The organism is Variovorax sp. Soil_C_12 (assembly GCF_057657375.1).
The window spans coordinates 67,711-90,818 of sequence record NZ_JBDGIO010000014.1 but is presented as its reverse complement, the minus strand read 5'-3'; the positions used below and the strand labels follow the sequence as shown (position 1 = coordinate 90,818).

Below are 23,108 nucleotides of genomic sequence, written 5' to 3'. Positions count from 1 at the left end.
GCAGCCATGCACGCGGCAACGCTCGCCTCCCACCTCCCGGCAGAGGCACCGCCACGAGAGCTTCGGCGCGCCCTGGCGCGGGCCGAGGCGCGCCGCAAGTGGCGCGCGTTCGCACTCACGCTGCCGCTGCTGCTGTTCCTGCTGCTGACGCTGCTGGTGCCGATCGTGGCGCTGCTGCAGCGCGCGGTGGAGAACCCGGAAGTGGCCAATGCCTTGCCCCGGACGGTGCGCGCGCTCGACGGCTGGAATCGCCATGACGCCCCCGCGCCGCAGGCCTATGCCGCCATCGCGGCCGACCTCGGCCAGCTGCCCGACAGCGCCGACGCGGGGGCGCTGGCGCGCCGGCTCAACACCGAGATCGCCGGCGCCCGCTCGCTCGTGATGAGTGCCTACCGCGCGCTGCCGATCACCGGCACGCCGGAGGAAATCAAGGCACGCCTGCTGGGCATCGACCCGCGCTGGGGCGAAGTGCCCTACTGGCAGGCGATCGCCAAGAACGGCTCGCGCTGGACGCCCGACTACCTTCTGGCCTCGGTCGACCTGCGGCGCGACGCCTCGGGCAGCGTCGAGCGCATGCCGCCGGACCAGCGCGCCTTCGGCGGCATCCTCTTGCGCACCTTCGAGATCAGCGCCGTGGTCACCTTCTTCTGCCTGCTGCTCGCCTACCCGCTCGCGTGGTGGCTGTCGACGCTGCCGGCGCGCAAGGCCAACGTGCTGATGATCCTGGTGCTGGTGCCCTTCTGGACCTCCATCCTGGTGCGCGTGGCGGCCTGGATCGTGCTGCTGCAGTCCGAAGGGCTGGTCAACCGCGGCCTCATGGGCATCGGGCTGATCGACCACCCGCTGGCGCTCCTCTTCAACCGCACCGGCGTGATCATCTCGATGGTCCACATCCTGCTGCCCTTCATGATCCTGCCGCTGTACAGCGTCATGAAAAGCGTGCCGCCGACCTACGTGCGCGCAGCCGTCTCGCTCGGCAGCCCGCCGCTGACGGCCTTCTTCCGCGTCTATGTGCCCCAGACCTACCCGGGCATCGGTGCCGGCGCGCTGCTGGTCTTCATCCTAGCGATCGGCTATTACGTGACACCGGCACTCCTGGGCGGCGCCGACGACCAGATGCTGAGCTACTACATCGCGCGTTACACCAATGTCGAAATCAACTGGGGCATGGCCTGCGCGCTCGGCGCCCTGCTGCTGGCCGCCACGCTGGTGCTCTATGCCGTGTACCGCCGCGTCGGCAAGGCCGACCTGAGCCTGGGCTGAGCGCACGAAAGACAAGCATGCCGAAGCTTCCCGAATTTCCCGCCTACGCCACCTTCGCCGACAAGCTCGGCTGGTGGGCGGTGCGCGCCGGCTGCGTGGCGGTGCTCGCCTTTCTGCTGGCACCGATCCTGGTCGTGATCCCGCTGTCCTTTTCCGACAGCTCCTTCCTGGCCTACCCGATCCCCGGCTGGTCGCTCAAGTGGTACCGCCACCTGTTCGAATCGCCGGAATGGGCGCGGGCGGCGCGCAACAGCTTCATCGTCGCGCCCGCCGCGACGGTGCTCGCCACCGTGCTGGGCACACTCGCCGCAGTGGGCCTGTCGCGCACCGAATTCGCGTTCAAGGGCCTGCTCATGAGCGTGCTGATCTCGCCGATGGTGGTGCCAATCGTGGTGGTGGGCGTGGCCACGTACCTCTATTTCGCGCCCATCGGGCTGGCCGACAGCTACCTCGGCCTGATCGCGGTGCATGCCGCGCTGGGCGCGCCCTTCGTGCTGACCACCGTGCTGGCGACGCTGGCCGGCTTCAACCACAACCTGGTGCGCGCCTCGCTGAGCCTGGGCGAAACGCCTTTCAACACCTTCGTGCGCATCACGCTGCCGGTGATCGCGCCGGGCGTGATCTCGGGCGCGCTGTTCGCCTTTGCGACCTCCTTCGACGAGGTGGTGGTCACGCTGTTCCTGGCCGGGCCCGACCAGGTCACGCTGCCGCGCCAGATGTTCACCGGCATCCGCGAGAACATCTCGCCCACCATCGCCGCCGTCGCGACGCTGCTGATCCTGTTCACCACCAGCCTGCTGCTGGTGCTCGAATGGCTGCGCGGCCGCCGCCGCTGAACCAGCTTCACGCATGGACCTGGATACGTCGGGTCCGCCTGCCGCAGCGCACCCCACGTTCATTCTTTCGCCGCAGTAGCAAGGGCGGACTCGCCCAGGCCTCGGGGTTTTCCGCCATAGGGTTGCGTCCATTAACTGTATACAGTTTGGCGTACAGATGTGTGAGCCATCGGCCCCCAGGCCCGCGCTCGCCCTTTTCGCCATCCGCGCCCGGAGCTTCCTCGATGTCCGATTCTTCTTCCTCCGTCCACCCCGTCGACGAGCGCCTGCCCGCCGGCAAGCTCACCGCCCTCGGCCTGCAGCATGTGCTGGTGATGTATGCCGGCGCGGTGGCCGTGCCGCTGATCGTCGGCCGCGCGCTCAAGCTCAGCCCCGACGAGGTCGCGCTGCTGATCTCGGCCGACCTCTTCTGCTGCGGCATCGCCACGCTGATCCAGGCGCTGGGCGCCACGCAATGGTTCGGCATCAAGCTGCCCGTGATGATGGGCGTGACCTTCGCCTCGGTCGCGCCCATGGTCGCGATCGCCAACGCCAACCCGGGCCAGAACGGGGCGCAGCTGCTCTTCGGCGCCATCATCGGCGCGGGCGTCATCTCGATATTGATCGCGCCGCTGGTGTCGCGCATGCTGCGCTTCTTCCCGCCCGTGGTGACCGGCACCATCATCGCGGTGATCGGCATCAGCCTGATGCGCGTGGGCATCAACTGGATCTTCGGCAACCCGGTGGGGCCGACGGCGCCGGCGCTGGTCGACCCGGTCTACGCCAAGTGGCTGGCCGAGGTCACCTCGCCGGGCAGCTCGGTGCCGCCCATCCCCAAGGGGCTGGCCATCATGCCCTCGGTGCCGAATCCCAAGTACGCCGACCTGGGTGGCCTGGGCATCGCGGCGCTGGTGCTGGTGTCGATCCTGCTGATCGTGAAGTACGCCCGCGGCTTCATCGCCAACATCTCGGTGCTGCTGGGCATCGTGATCGGCGCCGTGGTCGCCACGATCTTCGGCTTCATGACCTTCGAGAAAGTGGGCAAGGCTGCCTGGGTCGACGTGGTGCTGCCCTTCCACTTCGGCATGCCGCAGTTCGACCCGATCCTGATCCTCACCATGACGCTGATCATGATCGTGGTGATGATCGAGTCCACCGGCATGTTCCTCGCGCTCGGCGAGATGACCGGCCGCAGCATCGGCCAGAAGGACCTGGCCCGCGGCCTGCGCACCGACGGCCTGGGAACGCTGATCGGCGGCGTGTTCAACACCTTCCCCTACACCAGCTTCTCGCAGAACGTCGGGCTGGTGGCGGTGACCGGCATCAAGAGCCGCTTCGTCTGCGTGGCCGGCGGCGTGATCCTGGTCGTGCTGGGCCTCCTGCCCAAGATGGCGGCGCTGGTGGAGTCGCTGCCCACGGTGGTGCTGGGCGGTGCGGGCCTGGTGATGTTCGGCATGGTCGCGGCCACCGGCATCCGCATCCTCGGCGGCGTGGACTTCAAGGGCAACCGCCACAACGCGATGATCGTCGCGGTGTCGATCGGCATCGGCATGATTCCGCTGATCGCGCCCAACTTCAAGCAATGGATGCCGCATGCGATTCACTCGCTGGTGGAGTCGGGCATCTTGCTGGCGTCGATCGCGGCGGTGCTGCTGAACCTCTTCTTGAACGGCGCGAAGCAGGACGATGAAGCGGTGATTGCCGCGGCCAAGCAGGCCGAGGCGCACTGAGCTCCTGCGCTCGGCCCAAGTTCGCACGGCATCCGCCCCGCCGGGTAACGATCCGATTGACGCCGAGACCCTGGCTGCTATGCTGGCCCGCGATCAATAACGCGGTGCTCCCGCGCAGGAGCCCCTTCGAGGAGCTGCGATGGTCTCGAATGTCTCGGTCGCGATCTCTTCCGTGGCGCACGCGCTGACGCGCGCTCGCAACGAGGGCTTCGAATCCGCCAGCGCCGCCGACGTCGAGGAAGCCTGCTTCCTGGCCGAGCTCCGGCGCTGCCGCAGCGCCGCGACGCAAGTTCAGCACCCGCCCGGCGTCTTCCATTCGGTCGACGATCACGTGATGTCGCTGCTGCAGACCTACCTGGCGCACGAAGCGAAGCAGGCCGCCAAGGGCAGCAGCCTGGTGCCGGCGAACCTGGCCACCGCCGAGGGCTACGAGGCCAAGTTCGACAACGTGGACCCCGGCTGGATCTGGAGCCTGCGCGACTGGATCAAGAAGCTGCGCAAGCACGAGTTCCTCGACGCGGCGCCCGGCTCGCAGGAGATCGCGAACGACTACCGCCTCGCGCTGCTGAGCGACTGGGGCACCGGGCTCTACGGCGCACCGGTCTGTGCCCGCTCGATCGAAAGCGACAAGCGAGCCATCGACATGGTGCTGCACCTGGGCGACATCTACTACGCGGGCGACACCGACGAGGTCGACGAGCGCTTCCTCGCGCACTGGCCCCGGCACCCGGGCGCCGCGAACCGCGCGCTCAATGGCAACCACGAGATGTACACCGGCGGCAACGCCTACTTCGACCGCATCCTGGGCAGTGCCGCCTTCGCGCAGCCGGCCAGCTACTTCGCGCTGCACAACGAGCACTGGCTGCTGGTCGGGCTGGACACCGCCTATGCCGAACACGACCTGTACGGCACGCAGACGGCCTGGCTGCGCGCGCTGGCGGATGCGCTGCCCGGGCACGGCATCCTGCTGTTCTCGCATCACCAGCCCTTCTCGGCTTTCGAGTCGCAGGGCCCGCTGCTGCAGCACAAGCTGATGCCGTTGCTGTCGACCGGCCGCGTCGCCGCCTGGTACTGGGGCCATGAGCACAGCTGCGTGCGCTACGACCGGCATCCGGGCTGGAAGATGCACGGGCGCTGCATCGGCCACAGCGGCTTTCCCTATTTCAGGCTGGTCAAGAACGGAGCGCGCAACGAGACGCGCTGGGTCCGCTTCGACGCCGCCAACTACCTGCCCGGCGGCGTGGTGCTGGACGGGCCCAACCCCTACGTGACCGAGAACCCCGCGCGCTACGGCCCCAACGGCTACGTGACGCTGGACCTCCAGGGCCGCACCGTCCACGAGACCTACTGGCCGCCGGGCGGTGACCAGCCGCTCGCCGAGTTCGACTTCGAATACGAGGCGCCATGAAGGGGCTCGGTCCGGAACAGCTGGAGGCCGCGCGCGATGCGCTGGTGAACGGCTACCGCAACTGGGCATCGCTGAAGCAGCTGGCCGCCTTCGCGCTGGACATCAACCTCGAGGCCAAGGTGGGCAAGGGCCCGCTGGACGACGTTGCGTTCGATCTGCTCGAGCTCACCGAGGCCCGGGGTTGGACCGAGATGCTGCTGCGAGACGCGGTCGCGCGCAATCCCGGCAATCCGATGCTGCAGGCGCTGGCGCTGAACCACGGCTTCGCGCCTGCCCCCTTCACCGGCCCCCGGGCCGCCGCACTCGATGCCGGCTTCCAGGCCAGGATCATCCAGGCCTCGGGCCTCGAATCCACCGGCCGCTGGCGACAGCAGATGATCCAGCGCGAGCGTCGCGTCTGCCAGATCCGTGCCGGCGGCAAGGCGATCGGCACCGGCTTCCTGGTCGCGCCTCGGCTGGTCATGAGCAACTGGCATGTCTTCGAATCGCCGGTCGGCTCCGGCCAGCTGGGCGCTCCCGGCGCGTACTCGGCCTGCTTCGATTTCCGCGCGGCCGAGGGCCATGAGCCGGCGGACCCGGGCATCGACGTGCCCTTCGACCCCGCCCCGGGCTACCAGGACGCCAGCCACAAGCTGGAGCTCGACTATGTGCTGCTCTCCCTCACGCGCGACATCGGCAGCGAGGCCGTGGCTGACGGCACGAAGCGCGGCTGGCTCGCCCTGGGCACCCGCGGCTTCGAATTCCCGAAGGAGAGCTGCCTGGTGCTGCAGCATCCGGCCGGCCGCACGATCGAGGTGGCGCCCGGCGTGGTCACCCAGTGGCTGCCGGGCCGCGAGAAGGCCGTCTACGAGCACACGGCCGAGACCGAAGAAGGCTCCTCGGGGTCTCCCTGCTTTGCCGCGGACTGGTCCCTGTTGGCGATGCACCACCGGGTCGACCCACAGACGCATGCTGCCAACCGGGCCGTCGCGACGAGCGCGATCGTCCAGCGCATGGGCGCCAGCGGCAAGCTAGGGCTGCTGCCGGCCCTGGGCTGAGCGGCTTCCGGAGAGACACCCTTGCGCTACGGTGACCACATCGAAGCCTTCCGCGATGCCCTCGTCGATGCCTTCAGGTCGGCGCGCGCGCTCAGCCAGTTCGCGAAAGCGACCGGCCAGGTCAGCAACCTGGCCGCGAAGGTGGCGCAGGGCTCCGTGGAAGACATGGCGTACGAGTTCCTGGACTACGTGGAGGGCGCGAACGGCGAGAAGGGCCTGGCCACCGTGCTGGCGGTCGCGCTCGAGCGGCGCCCCGGCAACGAAAGACTGCTCGCCTTCGCCCGCCTGATCGGCGTCGAGCGCGCCGGCAGCAGTGCCGAGCTGCTGCACACGCGCTCGTTCGACCTGCGGCCGCTGGAGGCGATATGGCGCAGGGAGCTCGCCGTGCCCCGTCAACGGCTGGTGGTGTTCCTCCTGTGCGGCGCAGAGCAGACCGTGGTCGGCAACGTGATCGAGCGCCTGCGCCTGCACCTGGCAGTCCCGGCCTCGACCAGCGCCTCGCGCCTTCGGCTGGACGAGAAGTTCACCCCCATCGACAAGACCATCGAGCTGATCGCCAGGCTCAAGGCCAGGCTGACGCTGGAGCATGTGGTCTGCATGGTGGATGCCGACAACGCCCCGGACGAGGCGCTCGCGCTGCTGCTGGGCAAGCTGTTCGCCGCCTATGCCGAGGCGCTGAGCCACCACCTGGTGCTGCTGGTCAACACGCGACCCGACGGCCAGCCGCCCCCGGGCTGCACCCTGCTGCCGCTGCCGCAGTTCCAGGACACCGACCTTTACGAGTGGGTCGAGGACGTGACCCGCGACAAGGGCTGGCCGCTCGACCTGTGCAACGAGTTCAAGCGCTGGCTGCACGAAGTGGCCGACCAGGCGCCCGCCCCATCGACCGACGTCGCCTACTTCGCGCTCGAGACCGCCATCGCCCTGCTGCGCCAGAACCTGCCCCAGGCGGCGCTGCGCGAGCATTTCAAGTCGCCGCCCTGAGCGGACACATCGGAAGAGGACCGTCCATGAGCTCCCGCCACCAGATCGACCTGTCCCTGCGCTTCAATCGCCTGGCCAAACAGCCGGACACCCGCAAGATCGAGGCGGCCGACCTCGACCCGGTGCCGACCAGCCGCCCCGCCAAGGTGGAGGTGCAGCGCGAGGCCTACCTCGCCAGCGCCGCGCTGGAGGAAGTGGTCAACCTGGCGATCGCGCTCGGGCGGCCGCTGCTGCTGCAAGGCGACCCGGGCTGCGGCAAGACCCGGCTGGCCCACGCGGTCGCCTATGCGCTGGGCCTGCCCATCGAGGAGAGCTACATCAAGTCCACCAGCAAGGCGCAGGACCTGCTCTACACCTACGACGCGGTGCGGCGCCTGCACGACGCGCAGCTGCCGCCGGCCGAGGGCGAGCGCCGCGGCGCGAACACGGTGGCCGACTACATCCGCTTTGGACCGCTGGGCCGCGCCATCATCCGCGCCCACCACGGCCGCCGCTCGGTGGTGCTCATCGACGAGGTGGACAAGGCCGACCTCGACTTCCCCAACGACCTGCTGCGCGAGCTCGACCGGCTCGAGTTCGATGTCGCCGAGGCGCCCGAGATCGGCTTCCGGGTGCCGGGGGACCAGCCGGCCCTGCGCCCCATCATCTTCGTGACCCACAACGAGGAGAAGGCGCTGCCGACCGCCTTCCTGCGCCGCTGCATCTTTCACTACGTGGAGTTTCCCAAGGACGAGCTGGACGCGATCCTGTCCCGGCACAGCATCGACAGCGCCGGGCTGCGCAAGAAAGCCATCGAGGTGGTGAACACCCTGCGCGAGCGCCAGCTGCTCAAGAAGCCCGGCCTCTCGGAGCTGCTCGACTGGGTCGGCTACCTGCAAGCGCGCAAGATCAAGCCGGCCGAGCTGGACCGCCTGCCGGCGGTGCAGGCGCTGATCAAGAACGTCGCCGACCTGAAGCTGGCGCACGAAGCTTTCCCTTCGTCCATGCCGGCGGCGCGCCGTGTCTGAAGCGAACGCGTTCGCGCTGGTGCGCGAACTGTTCAGGCAGCTCCAGCGGCGGCGCCTCCCGATCGGCCCGCCCGACCTCGACGCGCTGCGCATGGCACTCACCGCCGGCTTCGGCTGGTCCTCGCAGGATGCGCTGCGCGACCTGATGGTCGCGCTGTGGGCCAAGTCGCCGCACGAAGCCGACATCGTGCGCGCCCTGTTCGCCCGGCTGGCCTGGCCCGAGGACTGGACGCCCGAGCCCGATGCCGCCGCGCCGGGGCCGATGGCCGCGCCCGGCCGGCCTGCGCACGCGGGCGGCGACGCGCAGGCCCCGCGCGAAGCGCCTGTGCCCGAGCGTGTCGAAGAGATCCAGATCAGCGTCAGCCGCAAGCCGCTCGGCATCCCGGAGCTCACGCTCGCCGGCGTGCAGATCGCGGATGTGCGGCTGGTGCTTGTCGAGCAGTACCCGCTCACGCACCGCGAGATCGCGCAGGCCTTCCGGCGCCTGCGCCGACCCATGCGCTTCGGCCCGCCCGCCGAACTCGACATCGACCAGACGCTGCGCCAGCGCCTGCGCACCGGCGTTGCGATGCCGCCGGTGCTGGTGCCGCGGCGTCGCAACGCCTCGCGGCTGGCGCTGTTCGTCGACGTGGAAGGCTCGATGGCGCCCTACGCACCCTTCGTCGAGGCCTTCTGCACCGCGGTGCGCGAGGCCGGCATGCTGCAGCAGACCTCGCTGCACTACTTTCACGACGTGCCGACCGAAGGCACCGACCGTTCGCTGCTGGCCGAGCTGGACGCCGGCGACTTCTTCCCCGCGCTCGACCCGGTGCTCTCGCGCATCGAGCCGCTGGACACAGGCCGCGTGTATGCCGACCCGCAGCTCGAGAAGGGCCTGCCGCTGCGCGAACTTCTGGCAACGATGGCGCCCGGCACCGCGGCGCTGGTCGTCGGCGATGCCGGCGCCGCGCGCGGCCGCGCCGAACCGGCCCGCGTGCAGGACTCGCTGGCCTTCGTCAAGGCCTTGCGCCGCCGTGCCTCGGCCGTGGTCTGGCTCAACCCGGTGCCCCAGCCCTTGTGGGCTCACACCGTCGCGGCGCACCTGGCGCGGCACGTGCCCATGTATGCGCTCGACCGATCCGGCATCCAGTTCGCGGTCAACGCGCTGCGCGGGCATCCGGTGAACCTGGAGCGCCCCCTGTGAGCGAGGACGCCGCCCGCCAGCTGGCCGAGCGGAGGCTGCGGCAGTTCGAGCGCGCGCTGCACGCGGCCGCCGGGACGATGGGCGAGCCCGACCCGCAGGCCCTGGTGCGCTCCGCGCTCGACCTGGCGGCCCATGCCGCGCTGGCGGTAGCCTTCGACCCCGGCCTGCTGCACCTGCTGCGCATCAACTTCTTCTTCGAGCGCGAGCGTGTGCCGCACTGGGTCGAAGCCCGGCTGCTGCTGTCGACGCTGTGCCGAGATGCCGAGGGCAACGGCCTCTACATGATGGATGCCCCGGTGCGCGAGCTGCTGCTGATGCGCCTGGTCGCGCATCATGGCCCGGACCGGCTGCGCGCCGTCGCCACCCTGCTGTGGCAGTACGCGGAGCGCCGCACGGCATGGTTCGAGCGCTCGGAGCTGCGGCATGCGCAGCAGCTCACGGCCCTGAACTTCCTCGCGCCGGAACGCGCCCAGGCCTGGCTGGATGCGGCGGAGCACGGCAGCGGGCCGGCCAGCCTGTCGAAGAACTGGTTCGTGGCGATGCGCGGCGCCATGCCCGCCATGCCGCCGGTGCCGCAGGGAGGCAACCCGGTCGCGGTCTGCAAGGCGCTGCGGGAGCTCGACTTCGTGGCGCAGCGGGCAGCCCATCGCGACGCACTGCGCCAATCCGACGCGCACGAGCTACTGCTGATTCGCGGACCGCGCGACCATGGCCACCGCTGGGTGCTGCTGCGGCTGCTCGGGCACTTGGAGCGGGCGCCCGCCCTGCTGTGGCTGGGCACGGACCCGGCCGCTCCAGGCTCGCTGCGGGCATCGCTCGCTTTGGCACTCGGCCTGGAGGCGCAGGCGCCGTGGCCGCGCATCCATGAGCGCACGGCCGCGCTCGCCCGCTCGAGGCCGCTGGCGATTGCCATCGACGGCGTCGAGCGGCTGGACGAAGCGCAGCGAGCCGAATTGCAGGACTTGCAGTCCGCAGAAGTCCCCGCATTCCTGTACCTGCTGGATCGCGCCGAAGGTGCCGAAGCGGTGATCGTGGAAGCCGCCCTCGTCAGCGTGATGCTGTTCGCCGGGTCCCGCGGCATGCTCCCCGCCCTGGGTCGTATCGCGGAGGACGACCTGCGCTTCTGGATCGACCGGTACGGCGGCGAGGCGGGCCTCGACGGCCTCGGGCCGGAGGAAACACGCGATGCCGCGGGCCTCGCGGACGAGATCCTGAAGGCCACCGGCGGCGTGCCGGAGCGCGTGCTGGAGCTCCTTTGCGTGCGTTGCGGCGTGCGCTGGCCCGAGGTGCTGGCCATTGCCGAAGCACCCTTCGCGCCATTACTGCCGCCGACGCAAGATGCCGGCGCCGACCCGAACGAGCTCCAGCGTGCCGGCGCCACCTTCCTGCCGCTGATGCCACTGCGCGGGGCAGTGGTCTTTCCCGGCCGCACGGTGTCGCTGAGGCTGACCCGCACCGAGTCGATGATGGGCCTGTTCAAGGTACAAAACGGCGGCGACAGCACCGTCTTCGCCGTGCTCGACGAGAGTGCGGGCGAGCGCTTCGATCCGCGCCGGCTGCGTGGGATCGGCACAGTCGCCGCCGTGGCCAGCCATCGCACGCTCGACGCGGGCATCGAGGTCGTGCTCCGGGGCCTGGGCCGCGCCGTGGGCACGCCGATGCAGGACCCCGCCGAGGGCGGCGCCGTGCTCGCGCGCATCGACCCGCTGCCCGAGGCGGGGGACCGCAAGTCGCCGCCCGAAGCACGCGAGGCGCTCGTCGACGCGCTGCGCGCGCTGGTGCGCCTTGGCGGAGCGGATGGCAAGACGATCGACCTGATGCGCGAAGCACCGCTGGTCGCCGGCTGCTACCAATTGGCCGAGATGCTGTCTCTGCCGCCCCCTGACCGGCAGAAGCTGCTCGAGGCGGACGAAGCCTACGCCATGCTGCACCCCTTGCGCGCTGCCGTGATCGCCCGCATCGTGGATGGCCTGCCGGAGGATTTCGGCCGGGGCGGCTGGGGCCTCGACCGCCTGGGGGAAGTGCTCGGCGACGACTTGAAAATTGCGCAGCTTCACGGTCTGCTGGAGGCCCAGCCCTCCGCGGCCGATCCGCCCGATGTGATCGCCGCACTGGCGAAAGCCGCCGCCGCGGGCGGCCGGCTGCGCCGGATCGTGGCACTCGCGCTCGCGCATCGCCCCGGGGACGACACGCTGTGGGAACACGTCGAAGCGATGGCCCGGCAGCCCGAGCACCCGCAGGCCCCGCCCAAGCCCGCCGCCAGGCCGCCGCGCGCAACACCCCTCAAGCTCTGGCCCAACGGCAGCACGTTGCGCATTGCCTTCCTCTCCGGCGACGCGAAGCTGCGCCAGCGGGTGATGCGCTGCGCTGCGCAGTGGTTCAAGTTCGCCAACCTGCATTACGAAGTGCTGCCTCGCGGCAGCAAGGAGACGGCCGACATCCGCATCGCGTTCCAGCGCAACGACGGCAGCTGGTCCTATGTGGGCACCGATGCGCGCTCCGTTCCGGCCGGACAGCCGACGATGAACTTCGGCTGGCTCGATCCCCACACGCCCGAAGCCGAGTTCCAGCGGGTCGTGCTGATGGAGTTCGGCCATGCGCTGGGCCTGTGGCAGGAACACAGGAATCCGATGGCCGGCATCGAGTGGGATCGCCAGGCGGTGATGAAGCACTTCGGCGGCCCGCCCAACCAATGGTCGAAGGAGATGATCGACCACCACATCCTCACGCCGAACCCACCCAGCCGCCCGCCCTACCGGCCCTTCGACGCACAGTCGGTGATGCTGTACGGCTTCCCGGCGGAACTCCTGCGCTCGGGCCAGCCCATCGAGGGCGGGAGCACGTTGTCGGAGTCGGACAAGGCCTTCATCGCTGCGCTCTATCCGCCCGGCAAAGCCGTGGTGCGGCCGGCTCGCAAGGCGCCTGCGTGATCGAAGCGCTGCACGCGGCCCGCGGGTCGCTTCAGATCATCGCCAACGGCTTCTTGCCCCGCGGCGGAGGATGCAGCCGGTCGATCTCCGCCAGGTCTTCCGCACTCAACCGCAGTTCCGCCGCAGCCAGGTTGTCGCGCAGATGCGCTTCGCGCACCGCCTTCGGAATCGCGACCACGCCGGGCTGCGCCACCACCCAGGCCAGCGCGAGCTGCGCCGCCGTCACGCCCAGCCGCTCGGCCATCTTCTTCAGCGCCGCGTCGCCGGCCAGCGCGCCCTGGTCGATCGGGCTGTAGGCCATCAGCGGCATGCCGCGCTCGCGCTGCCACGGCAGCAGGCTGAACTCCGGCCCGCGCTCGCTCATCGAGTAGTAGACCTGGTTCGCCGCGCAGTCCAGCGGCTCGCCGCACACCGCCGCGAGCTCGTCCATGTCGTCGGTGTTGAAGTTGCTGACGCCCCAGCGCCCGATGCGGCCGTCATCCACCAGCCGGCGCATCGCCTCGCAAGTCTGGTCGAGCGGATGTTCGCCGCGCCAGTGCAGCAGGTAGAGATCGATGCGGTCCAGCCCTAGCCGCGCCAGGCTGCGCGCGCAAGCCGCGGGCGTGCCCTTGCGGCTGGCGTTGTGCGGATAGACCTTGCTGACGACGAAGAGCTCCTCGCGCTTCACGTCGCCGGCACGCAGCGCCTCGGCGATGGCCTGCCCCACCACTTCCTCGGCGCCGCCCTCGCCGTACATCTCGGCCGTGTCGATGAGGCGGTAGCCCATTGCGATGGCCGAACGCACCGCGGCGACTTCGGCCTTGCGCGAGCCGGGCTCTTCGCCCATGCGCCAAGTGCCGAGTCCGAGGACCGGGATCTTTTGGTTTGCCGAGAGTTCGAGTGTGCGCATGCGGGGCCTTTCTTACGCACGGCAATATAGGCTGGCCCGCGCGCAAGCGCAGCAAGAAAAATGTTTCGACCCGCTGGCGCGGTCACCCCGCCTCAGGCTCGGATGCGATCCGCCTGTTGCGCGACATAGGCCTTCATCCGCCGCGCCAGCCTGGTGTCGCCTCCGGCTGCGCGCACCGCACGGTAAGCCTGCTGGATCACGCTGTCACTGATCGAGGTGACGACCTCCTCTGCCGCGACCTTGCTCAGTCCGAAGTGGGGCGCAGCCTCGCGCGCGAGTTGCAGGCTGGAGTCGTTCCTGCCCGGAAGGATGGCCATCCCCTGCACGCCGACGTTTGCGTTGAGCTGGGGCACCACATCGAACGCCGGGGCCAGCCGCCAGAAACCATGACCCTGGTGCAGCACACCGTGGTTCTTGACGTGGTCGTCCGTGTTGCCGATGCAGAGGTTGAAGACCAGCCGGCGAAACAGATCGTTCAGATCCTGCTCGGGCCGGGACGAGACGCGGCGCAAGGCCTGCGCCAGCTCGACATAGCTGCCCTGGTTCGATTCGTACGGGCCGTCGAGCAACGCCGCAGCCGACAAATAGTGGAAGCGGGACTCGGATTGGACCGGGCCCGTGCGGTCGAACCTCTCGAGCAGCAGCGCATGGCCGACTGCCAAGGGTTGAATGAAGAAGCTGGAGGTCGAGATGCCGCAGGACATCGCCAACCCCAGCGTTGCCGCCTCGAGCACCTCGACGTCATGGTCGTCTCCACGCGAGGCGAACTTGGCGATGCAGCGCCGCCCCGCATGGATGAACGTGGCCTTGGGCCGCGCGCCGCCCAGGCTGCCGCCGACCAGCAATTTCCGCATCGCGGGCGCCACGTCGAGTCCGGCTTCGATGCGGCGAGACGCCTCGGCCAGCGCGTCGATCGCCGGATACGAGTCGATGGGCAGCTCCGCGGCAATCGGGAGGCGCGCATCCCTGAGTGTCAGCGGGAGAGCGCCGCCGTCGCGCAAGCGTTTCTCCGGCAGCACGAACGGCGCATCGCGCAGTTGCAGATGGTCCGGATTGAGCGGCTGCGCGGTGGGGTCGCCCAGGTATCGTCGGCCGTACGCGAATTCGCCGGATTGCATGACGCCATGCTGGACGAGCTTCAACAAGCCCACCGCCTGCACGCCTTCGCCGGCGTGGTTCGCCAGGCCGACATAGACCGAGCGCTCCTTCAAACCTCCCCGTTCAGAAGTCGCGTTCATCGTCGCTGATGACTCCCTTTGCAGCTTTCCCGGCCGCTCTTCGGACACGCCTGTTGGCTGTCAGGCTGGTCGGCGCCGGGGCCACGAGATCGAGGGTGTCGACCTGGCCCAGCAACCACAGCGCATTCAGCAGCAGCCCGATGCTCGTGCCTGGCCGCCCGGCCTCGAGTGCCCGCAAGGTCGTGGGCGAACACAGCAGGCGCTCGGCTGCAGCAGCGATCGTCCAGCCCCGATCGATCCGGTGGGCCCGCAACCGCTGGCCCAGCTCCCTTGCCTTTGCCAGCGCATGAGGAGGGATCGCGGCGCAGGAAGCTCGATAGAACGATCGAGTTCGCCACGCCGAGGCTCAGGTTGTGGTGCGCGTGGTTGCCGGTCTGCGTGTCGGCGCCCAGCACCTCCTTGAACGCGCGGAACCGGTCCCGCACGTCGTCCATGCCGAGGTCGCGCGCCGTGCGCGATCTCGATGCTGTCGACGCCCGCGGCGTCCAGTGCCGCGGCGATCGCCTTTAGAGGCCCTCGGTTGGGGCGCGTCCAACGAGGAAAGCAAATGAATTCATTGGCTCGGCTCATTGACGAGCCGCCATGGCCCTCCGCGGTGGAGACCTGAGCCGGCGTCGGCCGCGAGTGTCTAGCTGCCCGCCAGCACCTTGCGGCCATTCAAGGGCTGCACCGGCCGTGCATTCATCTGGTAGAGCCTCCTGAACGCGGCAAGCTGCGAGGCGGAGAGTTCGACCGGCGTCTTCAGCACCTGCCAGCGCACTTCTTCGCTGCACGGTGGCGTCGTCAGCGACCCCATGAAGGCGTAGTAGGCGCGGTTGGCCGGCAGCAGATCGGCCGAGTTGATGTCGAGGTCCAGCTTGAAGCTTTCGCCTTCCTTGGACGGCAGGTGCTCGAACACGGGCTTCAGCGCCGTGTTCTCCTTGCCCACCTTGAACAGCACGGCGACGACGGCGAGCTCGCCTTTCGCGTTCTTGTGCACGAGGTGCGCAACCAGGGGGTACGCCTTGCCGTCGATCTTCTCTTCGCTCGGCGTGTGGAAATGGAACTGCAGCAGCTTGTAGTCGACGCCGTCGAGGGTGACCGAGCCGCCCGCGGGCAGCGTCACCTGGATCGTGTGGCCGTTGTTGACCACTTCACCCGGCCCGGCCGTGTAGGCAAAGCCGATCGGCTTCGCGTCAACTGCCTTCTTCGTCGCCCGGGTTTCGACATTGATCGGGGATTGGTGCCTGCCCAGCTTGCAGGTCTTGAAGCTTTCGTGCAGCTGGCCCCAATGTGCCGCGCCGCTATGGCCCTTGTAGCTCCAGTGAGGCTGGCCTTGGGCAAAGACCAGGGGGACGACGCTCAGCGCGCATGCCGCAGCAAGCAACAGTTTTGATCTCATGGAACCTCGCGTGGTAGACGCTGGCAATTGTAGGCAGGCGGCCCCAAGTCACGACAACTCGACTTGCTCAGCCGCGCGATCACCGCCGGGATTCCGCCGTACCAGAACGGCTACGCGCGCAGCAACACGTTCAGCTGATCCACAAGCTCGGCCCAATCGGCGTCCTCACCGATCTCTTCGCGCAGGAACTGCGCTTGCCCGGAAGTCCAGAACGGAGCGTCTGCCAACTCGATCTCATCGCGCAGGGGTCGATGCCTTGCGATGAATGAATCGATCTCGGGCTGTGTGCTTGGCAAACCGAGTTGCCGAAACAGGTTCGGGAGGCTGTGGTCGGTGAGGTCCATTGGCAAATTCTCCATGAACGTTCGGTTCTTCCGCACGACTGTGCACCGTCACGAGGGGCGTGGCAACCAACAATCGCCACCAGGGCATCAGGGCCTGATGCACGACGGCCGGGGTTCTCCTATCGCTTCCTGTGCAGCAGTTCCAGGAACTGTTCTGCCGGCGTACTGAGCGGCCGGTCGCTGCGCACGATGCTGCCGTAGGTCGCGAGCTTGTGCCGTATCGGGTAGCGCACGATGCTGAGCACGCCATGCTCGGCGTCCCGCTGCGCGACCGTCGCCGGGATCACGCCGATCATCCGCGACTTGCGAATCAGGTTGATGGTCGTGAGGATCGAACCGGTCTCGATCAGGCCGCGCGGCACCACCGCGTGGTGCACCTGGAACTCGCGCTCGATCACGTCGCGCATGGGGCTGTGCGCCGGTTGCAGGATCCATGGGTAATCCAGCAGATCGGCGAAGGCCACGCGTGACTGTCCGGCCAGCGGATGGTCGTTGCCGGCCACCACCGCCAGGGCCTCGTCCTCGATGGCCTTGAAGGTGCAGATCGCCGCTTCAGGACCCACGGGGCGCCCCACCACCACCTCGAGCACGCCCTCGTGCAACTGGCCGAGCAGCTTGTCGCTGGTGTCCACCGCGATCTCGATGGCCAACAAGGGATGGGCCGCCTTGAGTTCGGTGAGCGCATCGGTCAGCCGGCCGGGCGAGGCGGCCATGATGCTGCCGAGCGAGAACTTGCCCACGCTGCCGAGCTGGAACTCGTGCAGCTCGCGATTGAGCGCCTCCATGCTGCCGCGAATGCCCCTGAAGTAACCCATGACGCGCTCGCCCGCGGCGTTGAGCCGCAGGCCGCGCCCGGCGCGCTCGAACAGCGGTTGGCCCAGTGCGCTCTCGAGCTCGTGAAGCATCTTGGTGGCGGCCGGCTGCGTCAGGCCCAGTTGATCGGCGGCGGCGCGCAGGGTGCGTCGTTCTTCCACGGCCAGCATCAGCGCCACCTGCCTCATGCGAACGCGGTTGAGCAGCTGGGGGGTCGAATCCTGTTTGTCGAGGGAGCCCACGATTGATTACCTCAGGATATTGATCGATCAAGAGCTTTCAGTTTACGTGCATCAATCGCGTCCCTACGATTGCCGCCAACGATTCCTCGAAACACTGGAGACAAGCAAATGAAGAAGCTCATCGCGGCTGCGGCCGCAGGCCTGCTGGCGCTCGCCGCGGGCGCCGTACAGGCCCAAGGTTGGCCCACCCGCCCGATCAGAATCATGGTGGGCTCCGCACCTGGTGGCGGCACCGATGCGATGGCGCGCGCGGTGGCCGATCGGCTCGGCCCCCTGCTCAAGCAGCCGGTGGTCGTCGAGAACCGGCCCGGCGTCTCCAACACCCTGGCGGCCGATGCCACGGCCAAGTCCACCGACGGCCACACCATGGTGATGGGCGTGGTCACGGCGCACGCAATCGCGCCGCACCTGCTCAAGCTCGGCTACGACAGCAACCGCGACCTGGTGCCGGTGGCCTTTGTCGGCGCCGTGCCCAACGTGCTGGTGGTGAGCAACAGCGTGCCGGCCGACTCGGTGCAGGCGCTGGTCAAGCTGGCGAAGAAGGATCCGGGCAAGCTCAACTACGCCACCAGCGGCTCGGGCAGCACCCAGCACATCGCGGCCGAGATGTTCAAGGACGCGACCGGCACCGACATGACGCATGTGCCCTACAAGGGCAGCGGTCCGGCGCTGGTCGACCTGGTCGGCGGCCAGGTGCAGCTGAGCTTCGACACCCTGCCCTCGGTGATCGGCCAGATCAAGAACGGCAAGGTCCGCGCGCTCGCCGTGACCACCGCCAAGCGCAACGCGCAACTGCCCGACGTACCCACCCTGGCCGAAGCGGGCGTGCCGCACGTCGAGATGAGCGCCTGGTACGGCATCTACATGCCCGCTGCAACGCCCAAGGCGGTGCAGGACAGGGTGCACGACGCGGTCAACCAGGTGCTCGCGATGCCCGAGACCCGAACCCGCCTCGACGCCATCGGCGCCGAGATCACGCCGATGACTCAGGCGCAGTTCGCGCAGTTCCACGCCGCCGAATACAAGCGCTTCGGCGAGGTCATCAAGAAAAACCGCATCCGCCTGGATTGACATGACGAATACCTCTTCCTTTCCCGTTGTTGCGCTCACCCTCGGCGACCCCGCCGGCATCGGCGCCGAACTGATCGCCAAGCTGTTGGCCAAGCCCGAAGCCTCGGCGCTCGCCAACATCGTGCTGGTCGGCGACCGTTGGCTGTGGGACGAAGGCCAACGCATCGCCGGCACCTCCGTCGCCACCGACGAGGTGCATTCGCTGGCCGAGGTGCGTGGGCGTGCCGGTACGACGCGCCCCGCATTCCTGGCGTTGCACAGCATCGACCCTGCGCTGGTGCAGCGCGGCCACGCCGCGGCGCCGGGCGGCCGTTCGGTGCTGCAGGTGCTCGACCAGTGCATGGACGCGACGCTGGCCGGCGAAGTCGACGCGATCTGCTTCGCCCCGCTCAACAAGCACGCCATGAAGATCGGCGGCATGCAGCACGAGGACGAGCTGCACCATTTCGCGCAGCACCTGGGCGTTGCCGGCTACTTCTGCGAGTTCAACACTCTCGGCGAACTCTGGACCTCGCGCATCTCCTCGCACGTGCCGCTGAAGGACGTGGCCGGCTACCTGAGTGTGGAACGCATCGAGCAGGCAGCCGAGCTGATCTACCGCTCGCTCCTGGCCAACGGCGTGGCGCAGCCGAAGATCGCCGTCGCGGCCTTCAATCCGCACGGCGGCGACGGCGGTCTTTGCGGGCGCGAGGAGGTCGACATCATCATCCCGGCAGTGCAGCGCCTACAGGCCCGCGACTGGCCGACCGAGTCCCCCTTCCACGGCCCCTTTCCGGCCGACACCATCTTCCTGAAGGCGCAGGCGGGCGACTACCAGGCCGTCGTCACCATGTACCACGACCAGGGCCAGATCGCCATCAAGCTGATGGGCTTCAGCCGCGGCGTCACGGTGCAGGGCGGGCTGCCGATCCCCATCACCACGCCGGCGCATGGCACCGCCTACGACATCGCGGGCCAGGGCACGGCCAGCGTCGAAGCCATGTGGCAGGCCTTCCGCATCGCGAGCCGCATGGGCGCCGCGCACCGCTTTGCCAATCGCACCCCCGCCTGAACCCCCTCCCACACCCGAGAGACACCATGAAGATCAAATCCGTCCGCGCCCGTGTTTTCCAGTGGAAAGGCAAGACCGTTCCGCCGCAGGGCAACTTCTGCTCCAACGCGATGGACCTGCTGTACGCGCCGCAGGAGACCATGAGCACCTTCCGCTTCCATTCGTGGACCGTGGTCGAGATCGAGACCGACGACGGCATCGTCGGCCTCGGCAACGTGGCGCTGGCGCCAGCCATCGCCAAGGCCATCATCGACCAGTACCTGGCGCCGCTGGTCGTCGGCCAGGACCCGTGGGACTACGAGTACCTGTGGCAGCGCATGTACCGCGCCACCCATGCCTGGGGCCGCAAGGGCGTGACCATGGCTGCGATCTCCGCGGTCGACCTCGCCATCTGGGACATCCTGGGCAAGTCGGTGAACAAGCCGGTGTTCAAGCTGCTCGGCGGTCGCACCAAGGAAAAGATCCCCTGCTACTACTCCAAGCTCTACCGCACCGACCTGAAGGAAATGCAGGCCGAGGCGCAGAAGTTCCTCGACCAGGGCTTCACGGCCTTCAAGATGCGCTTCGGCTACGGGCCGGCCCACCTGCAAAAGGGCGTGGCGGAAAACCTGAAGTCGGTCGAGGCCGTGCGCGAAGTCATCGGCTATGACAACGACCTCATGCTCGAGTGCTACATGGGCTGGAACCTCGAGTACGCCAAGCGCATTTGCCCCAAGCTCGAGAAGTTCCAGCCGCGCTGGCTCGAGGAGCCTGTGATCGCCGATGACATCGACGGCTATGCCGAGCTGAACCAGCTGACCGGCATTCCGATCTCGGGCGGCGAGCACGAGTTCTCGCTCTACGGATTCAAGCAGCTGCTGGACCGCAAGGCAGTGTCGGTCGTGCAGTACGACACCAACCGCGTCGGCGGCATCACCGCCGCGCACAAGATCAACGCGCTGTGCGAGGCCCACAGCGTGCCGGTGATCCCGCATGCGGGCCAGATGCACAACTACCACCTGACCATGAGCACGCTGGCCTCGCCGATGAGCGAGTACTTCCCGATGCACGACGTCGAAGTGGGCAACGAGCTCTTCTACTACATCTTCGACGGCGAGCCGGTGGCCGAGAACGGCTTCCTGCAGCTCGACGACCACAAGCCCGGGCTTGGTCTCACGCTGAAGACCGAGTACCTCAAGGACTTCGACATCGTCGAATGACGCAGCGGCCATGGTGTCCTCGAGTTTCCAGCCGAACGCACGCGTGATACGCCTGCATGCCGACGACGATGTCGTGATCTCGCTCGACCAGCTGGTCTCGGGCACGCACGTCGAGAGCGAAGGCATCACCGTCGCCGGGCTGGTTCCGCCGGGCCACAAGATGGCCACGCGGGCGATCGAGGCGGGCAGCGTCGTCCGCCGCTACGGGCAGATCATCGGCTTTGCGAGCCAGCCGATCCGTGCGGGACAGCACGTGCACACGCACAACCTGGCGATGGGCGACTTCGCGCGCGACCATGCCCACGGCGCCGAGGCGCGGCCGACGCCGCGTGCCGCCGAGCCGGCGAGCTTCGAGGGCATCGTGCGCGATGACGGCCGCGTCGCCACGCGCAACTACATCGGCATCCTCACCTCCGTCAACTGCTCGGCCACGGTGGCGCGCGCCATCGCCGATCATTTCCGCCGCGACATCCATCCCGAGATGCTGGCGCCCTTTCCGAACATCGATGGCGTGGTGGCGCTCACGCACGGCGCCGGCTGCGCGGTCGACCCGGAAGGCGAAGGCCTCGCCGTCCTGCAGCGCACGCTGGGCGGCTACGCCTGCCATCCCAACTTCGCGAGCGTGCTGGTCATCGGCCTGGGCTGCGAGACCAACCAGATCGCGAAGCTGCTCGCGACCCAGGGCCTGCAGCACAGCGACCGGCTGCACAGCTTCACGATCCAGGACACCGGCGGCACCACGCGCACCATCGCGCACGGCATCGAGCGCATCAAGGCGATGCTGCCGCAGGCCAACGCCGTGCGCCGGCAAACCGTCCCTGCGAGCCATCTGGTGGTCGGCCTGCAGTGCGGCGGCTCCGACGGCTACTCCGGCATCTCGGCCAACCCGGTGCTCGGCGCCGCGGTCGACCTGCTGGTCGCGCATGGCGGCACGGCCATCCTGTCGGAAACGCCCGAAATCTATGGCGCCGAGCACCTGCTCACGCGGCGCGCGCAGACGCCCGAGGTCGGGCGCAAGCTGGTCGAGCGCATCCGCTGGTGGGAAGCCTACTGCGCGCGCAACGGCGCGGCGATGGACAACAACCCCTCGGCCGGCAACAAGGCCGGCGGCCTGAGCACCGTGCTGGAAAAGTCGCTGGGCGGCATCGCCAAGGCCGGCTCGACCAACCTCGTGGACGTCTATGAATACGCGCAGCCGGTGACGGCCCGCGGCCTGGTGTTCATGGACACGCCCGGCTACGACCCGATCTCGGCCACCGGCCAGGTCGCCGGCGGCGCCAACCTGATCTGCTTCACCACCGGCCGCGGCTCGGCCTACGGCTGCGCGCCCTCGCCTTCCTTCAAGCTCGCCACCAACACCGCGCTGTGGCAGCGGCAATCGGACGACATGGACCTCAACTGCGGCGAGGTGCTCGAAGGCACGCAGAGCATCGAGGAACTCGGCGCGAGGCTGTTCCGGATGCTCCTGGCCACCGCCTCCGGCCAGCCTTCGCGCAGCGAACGCCACGGCTACGGCCAGCAGGAATTCGTTCCCTGGCAGATCAGCGTCGTCACCTGACGCACCCCCTTCTTTTCACTGACGCCATGACCACCACCCAGCCCGCCCGCTACCGCGGCATCTTCCCCGTCGTGCCCACCACCTTCACCGAAGACGGCGCGCTCGACCTCGACAGCCAGAAGCGCTGCGTCGACTTCATGATCGACGCGGGCTCCGACGGCCTGTGCATCCTGGCCAACTTCTCCGAGCAGTTCCTGCTGGCCGACGACGAGCGGGAAGTGCTGACCCGCACCATCCTCGAGCACGTGGCCGGGCGCGTGCCGGTGATCGTGACCACCACCCACTTCGCCACCCGCGTCTGTGCCGAGCGCAGCCGCCGCGCGCAGGACATGGGCGCCGCGATGCTGATGGTGATGCCGCCCTATCACGGCGCCACCTTCCGCGTGCCCGAGCCGCAGATCTTCGACTTCTACGCGCGGCTGTCCGATGCGGTGGACATTCCGATCATGGTGCAGGACGCGCCGGCTGCCGGGACCGTGCTGTCGGCCGCGTTCCTGGCGAACATGGCGCGCGAGATCGAGCACGTCGCCTATTTCAAGATCGAGACCGCGGGCGCGGCGTCGAAGCTGCGTGAGCTCATCCGCCTGGGCGGCGCCGCGATCGAAGGGCCTTGGGACGGCGAGGAAGCGATCACCCTGCTGCCCGACCTCGATGCCGGCGCCACCGGCTCCATGACCGGCGGCGGCTACCCCGACGGCATCCGCCCGATCATCGAAGCGCATCGCACGGGCGATCGCGACAAGGCCTTTGCGCTCTACCAGCGCTGGCTGCCGCTGATCAACCACGAGAACCGGCAGTCGGGCTTCCTGGCCGCCAAGGCGCTGATGAAGGAAGGCGGCGTGATTGCCTGCGAGGCCGCGCGCCACCCCTGGCCCCCCATGCACCCCGAAACCCGCAGAGGGCTGATCGAGACGGCCCGGCGGCTCGATCCGCTGGTGCTGCGCTGGGCGGCATAGCCGCGCGCG

Annotated in this window: 20 protein-coding genes and 1 pseudogene; 14 read left to right on the top strand and 7 right to left on the bottom strand. The window is 68.7% G+C overall.

Annotated features, from left to right (window positions below):
* Window positions 1-6 precede the first annotated feature (6 nt).
* From AC3A6X_RS28690 to AC3A6X_RS28650, 9 genes are all read left to right on the top strand, one after another.
* Window positions 7-1,263, top strand: coding sequence for an ABC transporter permease (locus AC3A6X_RS28690; RefSeq protein WP_487845340.1), 1,257 nt, complete (start codon window positions 7-9; stop codon window positions 1,261-1,263).
* Between the two features lie 17 nt (window positions 1,264-1,280).
* Window positions 1,281-2,099: an ABC transporter permease gene (locus tag AC3A6X_RS28685; RefSeq protein WP_487845339.1), complete on the top strand. Its 819-nt coding sequence runs from the start codon at window positions 1,281-1,283 to the stop codon at window positions 2,097-2,099.
* Window positions 2,100-2,323: 224 nt separating this feature from the next.
* Window positions 2,324-3,808, top strand: a complete 1,485-nt coding sequence (locus AC3A6X_RS28680; RefSeq protein ID WP_487845338.1) for a nucleobase:cation symporter-2 family protein — start codon at window positions 2,324-2,326, stop codon at window positions 3,806-3,808.
* Between the two features lie 139 nt (window positions 3,809-3,947).
* Window positions 3,948-5,216, top strand: coding sequence for a metallophosphoesterase family protein (locus AC3A6X_RS28675; protein ID WP_487845337.1), 1,269 nt, complete (start codon window positions 3,948-3,950; stop codon window positions 5,214-5,216).
* Entirely contained in the window at window positions 5,213-6,253 is a 1,041-nt protein-coding gene (locus tag AC3A6X_RS28670) for a trypsin-like peptidase domain-containing protein (RefSeq protein ID WP_487845336.1), read from the top strand. Before AC3A6X_RS28675 ends, AC3A6X_RS28670 begins: the two co-directional genes overlap by 4 nt.
* Window positions 6,254-6,274: 21 nt before the next feature.
* Window positions 6,275-7,237 carry an effector-associated domain EAD1-containing protein gene (locus AC3A6X_RS28665; RefSeq protein WP_487845335.1) on the top strand — a complete coding sequence of 321 codons (963 nt, stop codon included), beginning with the start codon at window positions 6,275-6,277 and terminating at the stop codon, window positions 7,235-7,237.
* A 26-nt stretch (window positions 7,238-7,263) separates the two neighbouring features.
* On the top strand, window positions 7,264-8,244 hold the full coding sequence (locus tag AC3A6X_RS28660; RefSeq protein ID WP_487845334.1) for an AAA family ATPase: 981 nt from the start codon (window positions 7,264-7,266) through the stop codon (window positions 8,242-8,244).
* Window positions 8,237-9,427 carry a VWA domain-containing protein gene (locus AC3A6X_RS28655; protein ID WP_487845333.1) on the top strand — a complete coding sequence of 397 codons (1,191 nt, stop codon included), beginning with the start codon at window positions 8,237-8,239 and terminating at the stop codon, window positions 9,425-9,427. The genes AC3A6X_RS28660 and AC3A6X_RS28655 overlap by 8 nt, the downstream gene beginning before the upstream one ends.
* A complete protein-coding gene (locus AC3A6X_RS28650) occupies window positions 9,424-12,357 on the top strand; it encodes an LON peptidase substrate-binding domain-containing protein (RefSeq protein WP_487845332.1) in 2,934 nt (977 codons plus the stop codon). The genes AC3A6X_RS28655 and AC3A6X_RS28650 overlap by 4 nt, the downstream gene beginning before the upstream one ends.
* 31 nt (window positions 12,358-12,388) lie before the next feature.
* On the opposite strand, the gene AC3A6X_RS28645 is transcribed toward AC3A6X_RS28650, so the two are convergent.
* The 7 genes and pseudogenes from AC3A6X_RS28645 to AC3A6X_RS28615 form a co-directional block, all read right to left on the bottom strand.
* Window positions 12,389-13,246 (bottom strand): aldo/keto reductase, encoded by an 858-nt coding sequence (locus tag AC3A6X_RS28645; protein WP_487845331.1) that lies wholly within the window; start codon window positions 13,244-13,246, stop codon window positions 12,389-12,391.
* A 92-nt stretch (window positions 13,247-13,338) separates the two neighbouring features.
* Window positions 13,339-14,457 carry a type II toxin-antitoxin system HipA family toxin gene (locus AC3A6X_RS28640; protein WP_487845330.1) on the bottom strand — a complete coding sequence of 373 codons (1,119 nt, stop codon included), beginning with the start codon at window positions 14,455-14,457 and terminating at the stop codon, window positions 13,339-13,341.
* 10 nt (window positions 14,458-14,467) lie between these two features.
* Window positions 14,468-14,737 carry a helix-turn-helix domain-containing protein gene (locus tag AC3A6X_RS28635; protein WP_487845329.1) on the bottom strand — a complete coding sequence of 90 codons (270 nt, stop codon included), beginning with the start codon at window positions 14,735-14,737 and terminating at the stop codon, window positions 14,468-14,470.
* Between the two features lies 1 nt (window position 14,738).
* A pseudogene (locus tag AC3A6X_RS28630) lies at window positions 14,739-14,924 on the bottom strand (4-hydroxy-2-oxovalerate aldolase); the annotation flags it as partial.
* 188 nt (window positions 14,925-15,112) lie between these two features.
* Entirely contained in the window at window positions 15,113-15,865 is a 753-nt protein-coding gene (locus tag AC3A6X_RS28625) for a carbonic anhydrase (protein WP_487845328.1), read from the bottom strand.
* A gap of 110 nt (window positions 15,866-15,975) precedes the next feature.
* Complete coding sequence (locus tag AC3A6X_RS28620) at window positions 15,976-16,209, bottom strand: DUF2789 domain-containing protein (RefSeq protein ID WP_309973466.1); 234 nt, start codon at window positions 16,207-16,209, stop codon at window positions 15,976-15,978.
* Between the two features lie 119 nt (window positions 16,210-16,328).
* Window positions 16,329-17,264, bottom strand: coding sequence for a LysR family transcriptional regulator (locus AC3A6X_RS28615; protein ID WP_487845327.1), 936 nt, complete (start codon window positions 17,262-17,264; stop codon window positions 16,329-16,331).
* Between the two features lie 108 nt (window positions 17,265-17,372).
* Here AC3A6X_RS28615 and AC3A6X_RS28610 point away from each other — a divergent pair, with 108 nt between their 5' ends.
* The 5 genes from AC3A6X_RS28610 to AC3A6X_RS28590 are packed head-to-tail and all read left to right on the top strand — an operon-like array spanning window position 17,373 to window position 23,099.
* A complete protein-coding gene (locus AC3A6X_RS28610) occupies window positions 17,373-18,335 on the top strand; it encodes a Bug family tripartite tricarboxylate transporter substrate binding protein (protein WP_487845326.1) in 963 nt (320 codons plus the stop codon).
* Window position 18,336: 1 nt separating this feature from the next.
* Window positions 18,337-19,386 carry a 4-hydroxythreonine-4-phosphate dehydrogenase PdxA gene (locus tag AC3A6X_RS28605; RefSeq protein ID WP_487845325.1) on the top strand — a complete coding sequence of 350 codons (1,050 nt, stop codon included), beginning with the start codon at window positions 18,337-18,339 and terminating at the stop codon, window positions 19,384-19,386.
* 26 nt (window positions 19,387-19,412) lie between these two features.
* Window positions 19,413-20,585 carry an L-rhamnonate dehydratase gene (locus tag AC3A6X_RS28600; protein WP_487845324.1) on the top strand — a complete coding sequence of 391 codons (1,173 nt, stop codon included), beginning with the start codon at window positions 19,413-19,415 and terminating at the stop codon, window positions 20,583-20,585.
* Between the two features lie 10 nt (window positions 20,586-20,595).
* Complete coding sequence (locus tag AC3A6X_RS28595; protein ID WP_487845323.1) at window positions 20,596-22,143, top strand: UxaA family hydrolase; 1,548 nt, start codon at window positions 20,596-20,598, stop codon at window positions 22,141-22,143.
* Between the two features lie 26 nt (window positions 22,144-22,169).
* Window positions 22,170-23,099: a dihydrodipicolinate synthase family protein gene (locus AC3A6X_RS28590; protein ID WP_487845322.1), complete on the top strand. Its 930-nt coding sequence runs from the start codon at window positions 22,170-22,172 to the stop codon at window positions 23,097-23,099.
* Window positions 23,100-23,108 lie beyond the last annotated feature (9 nt).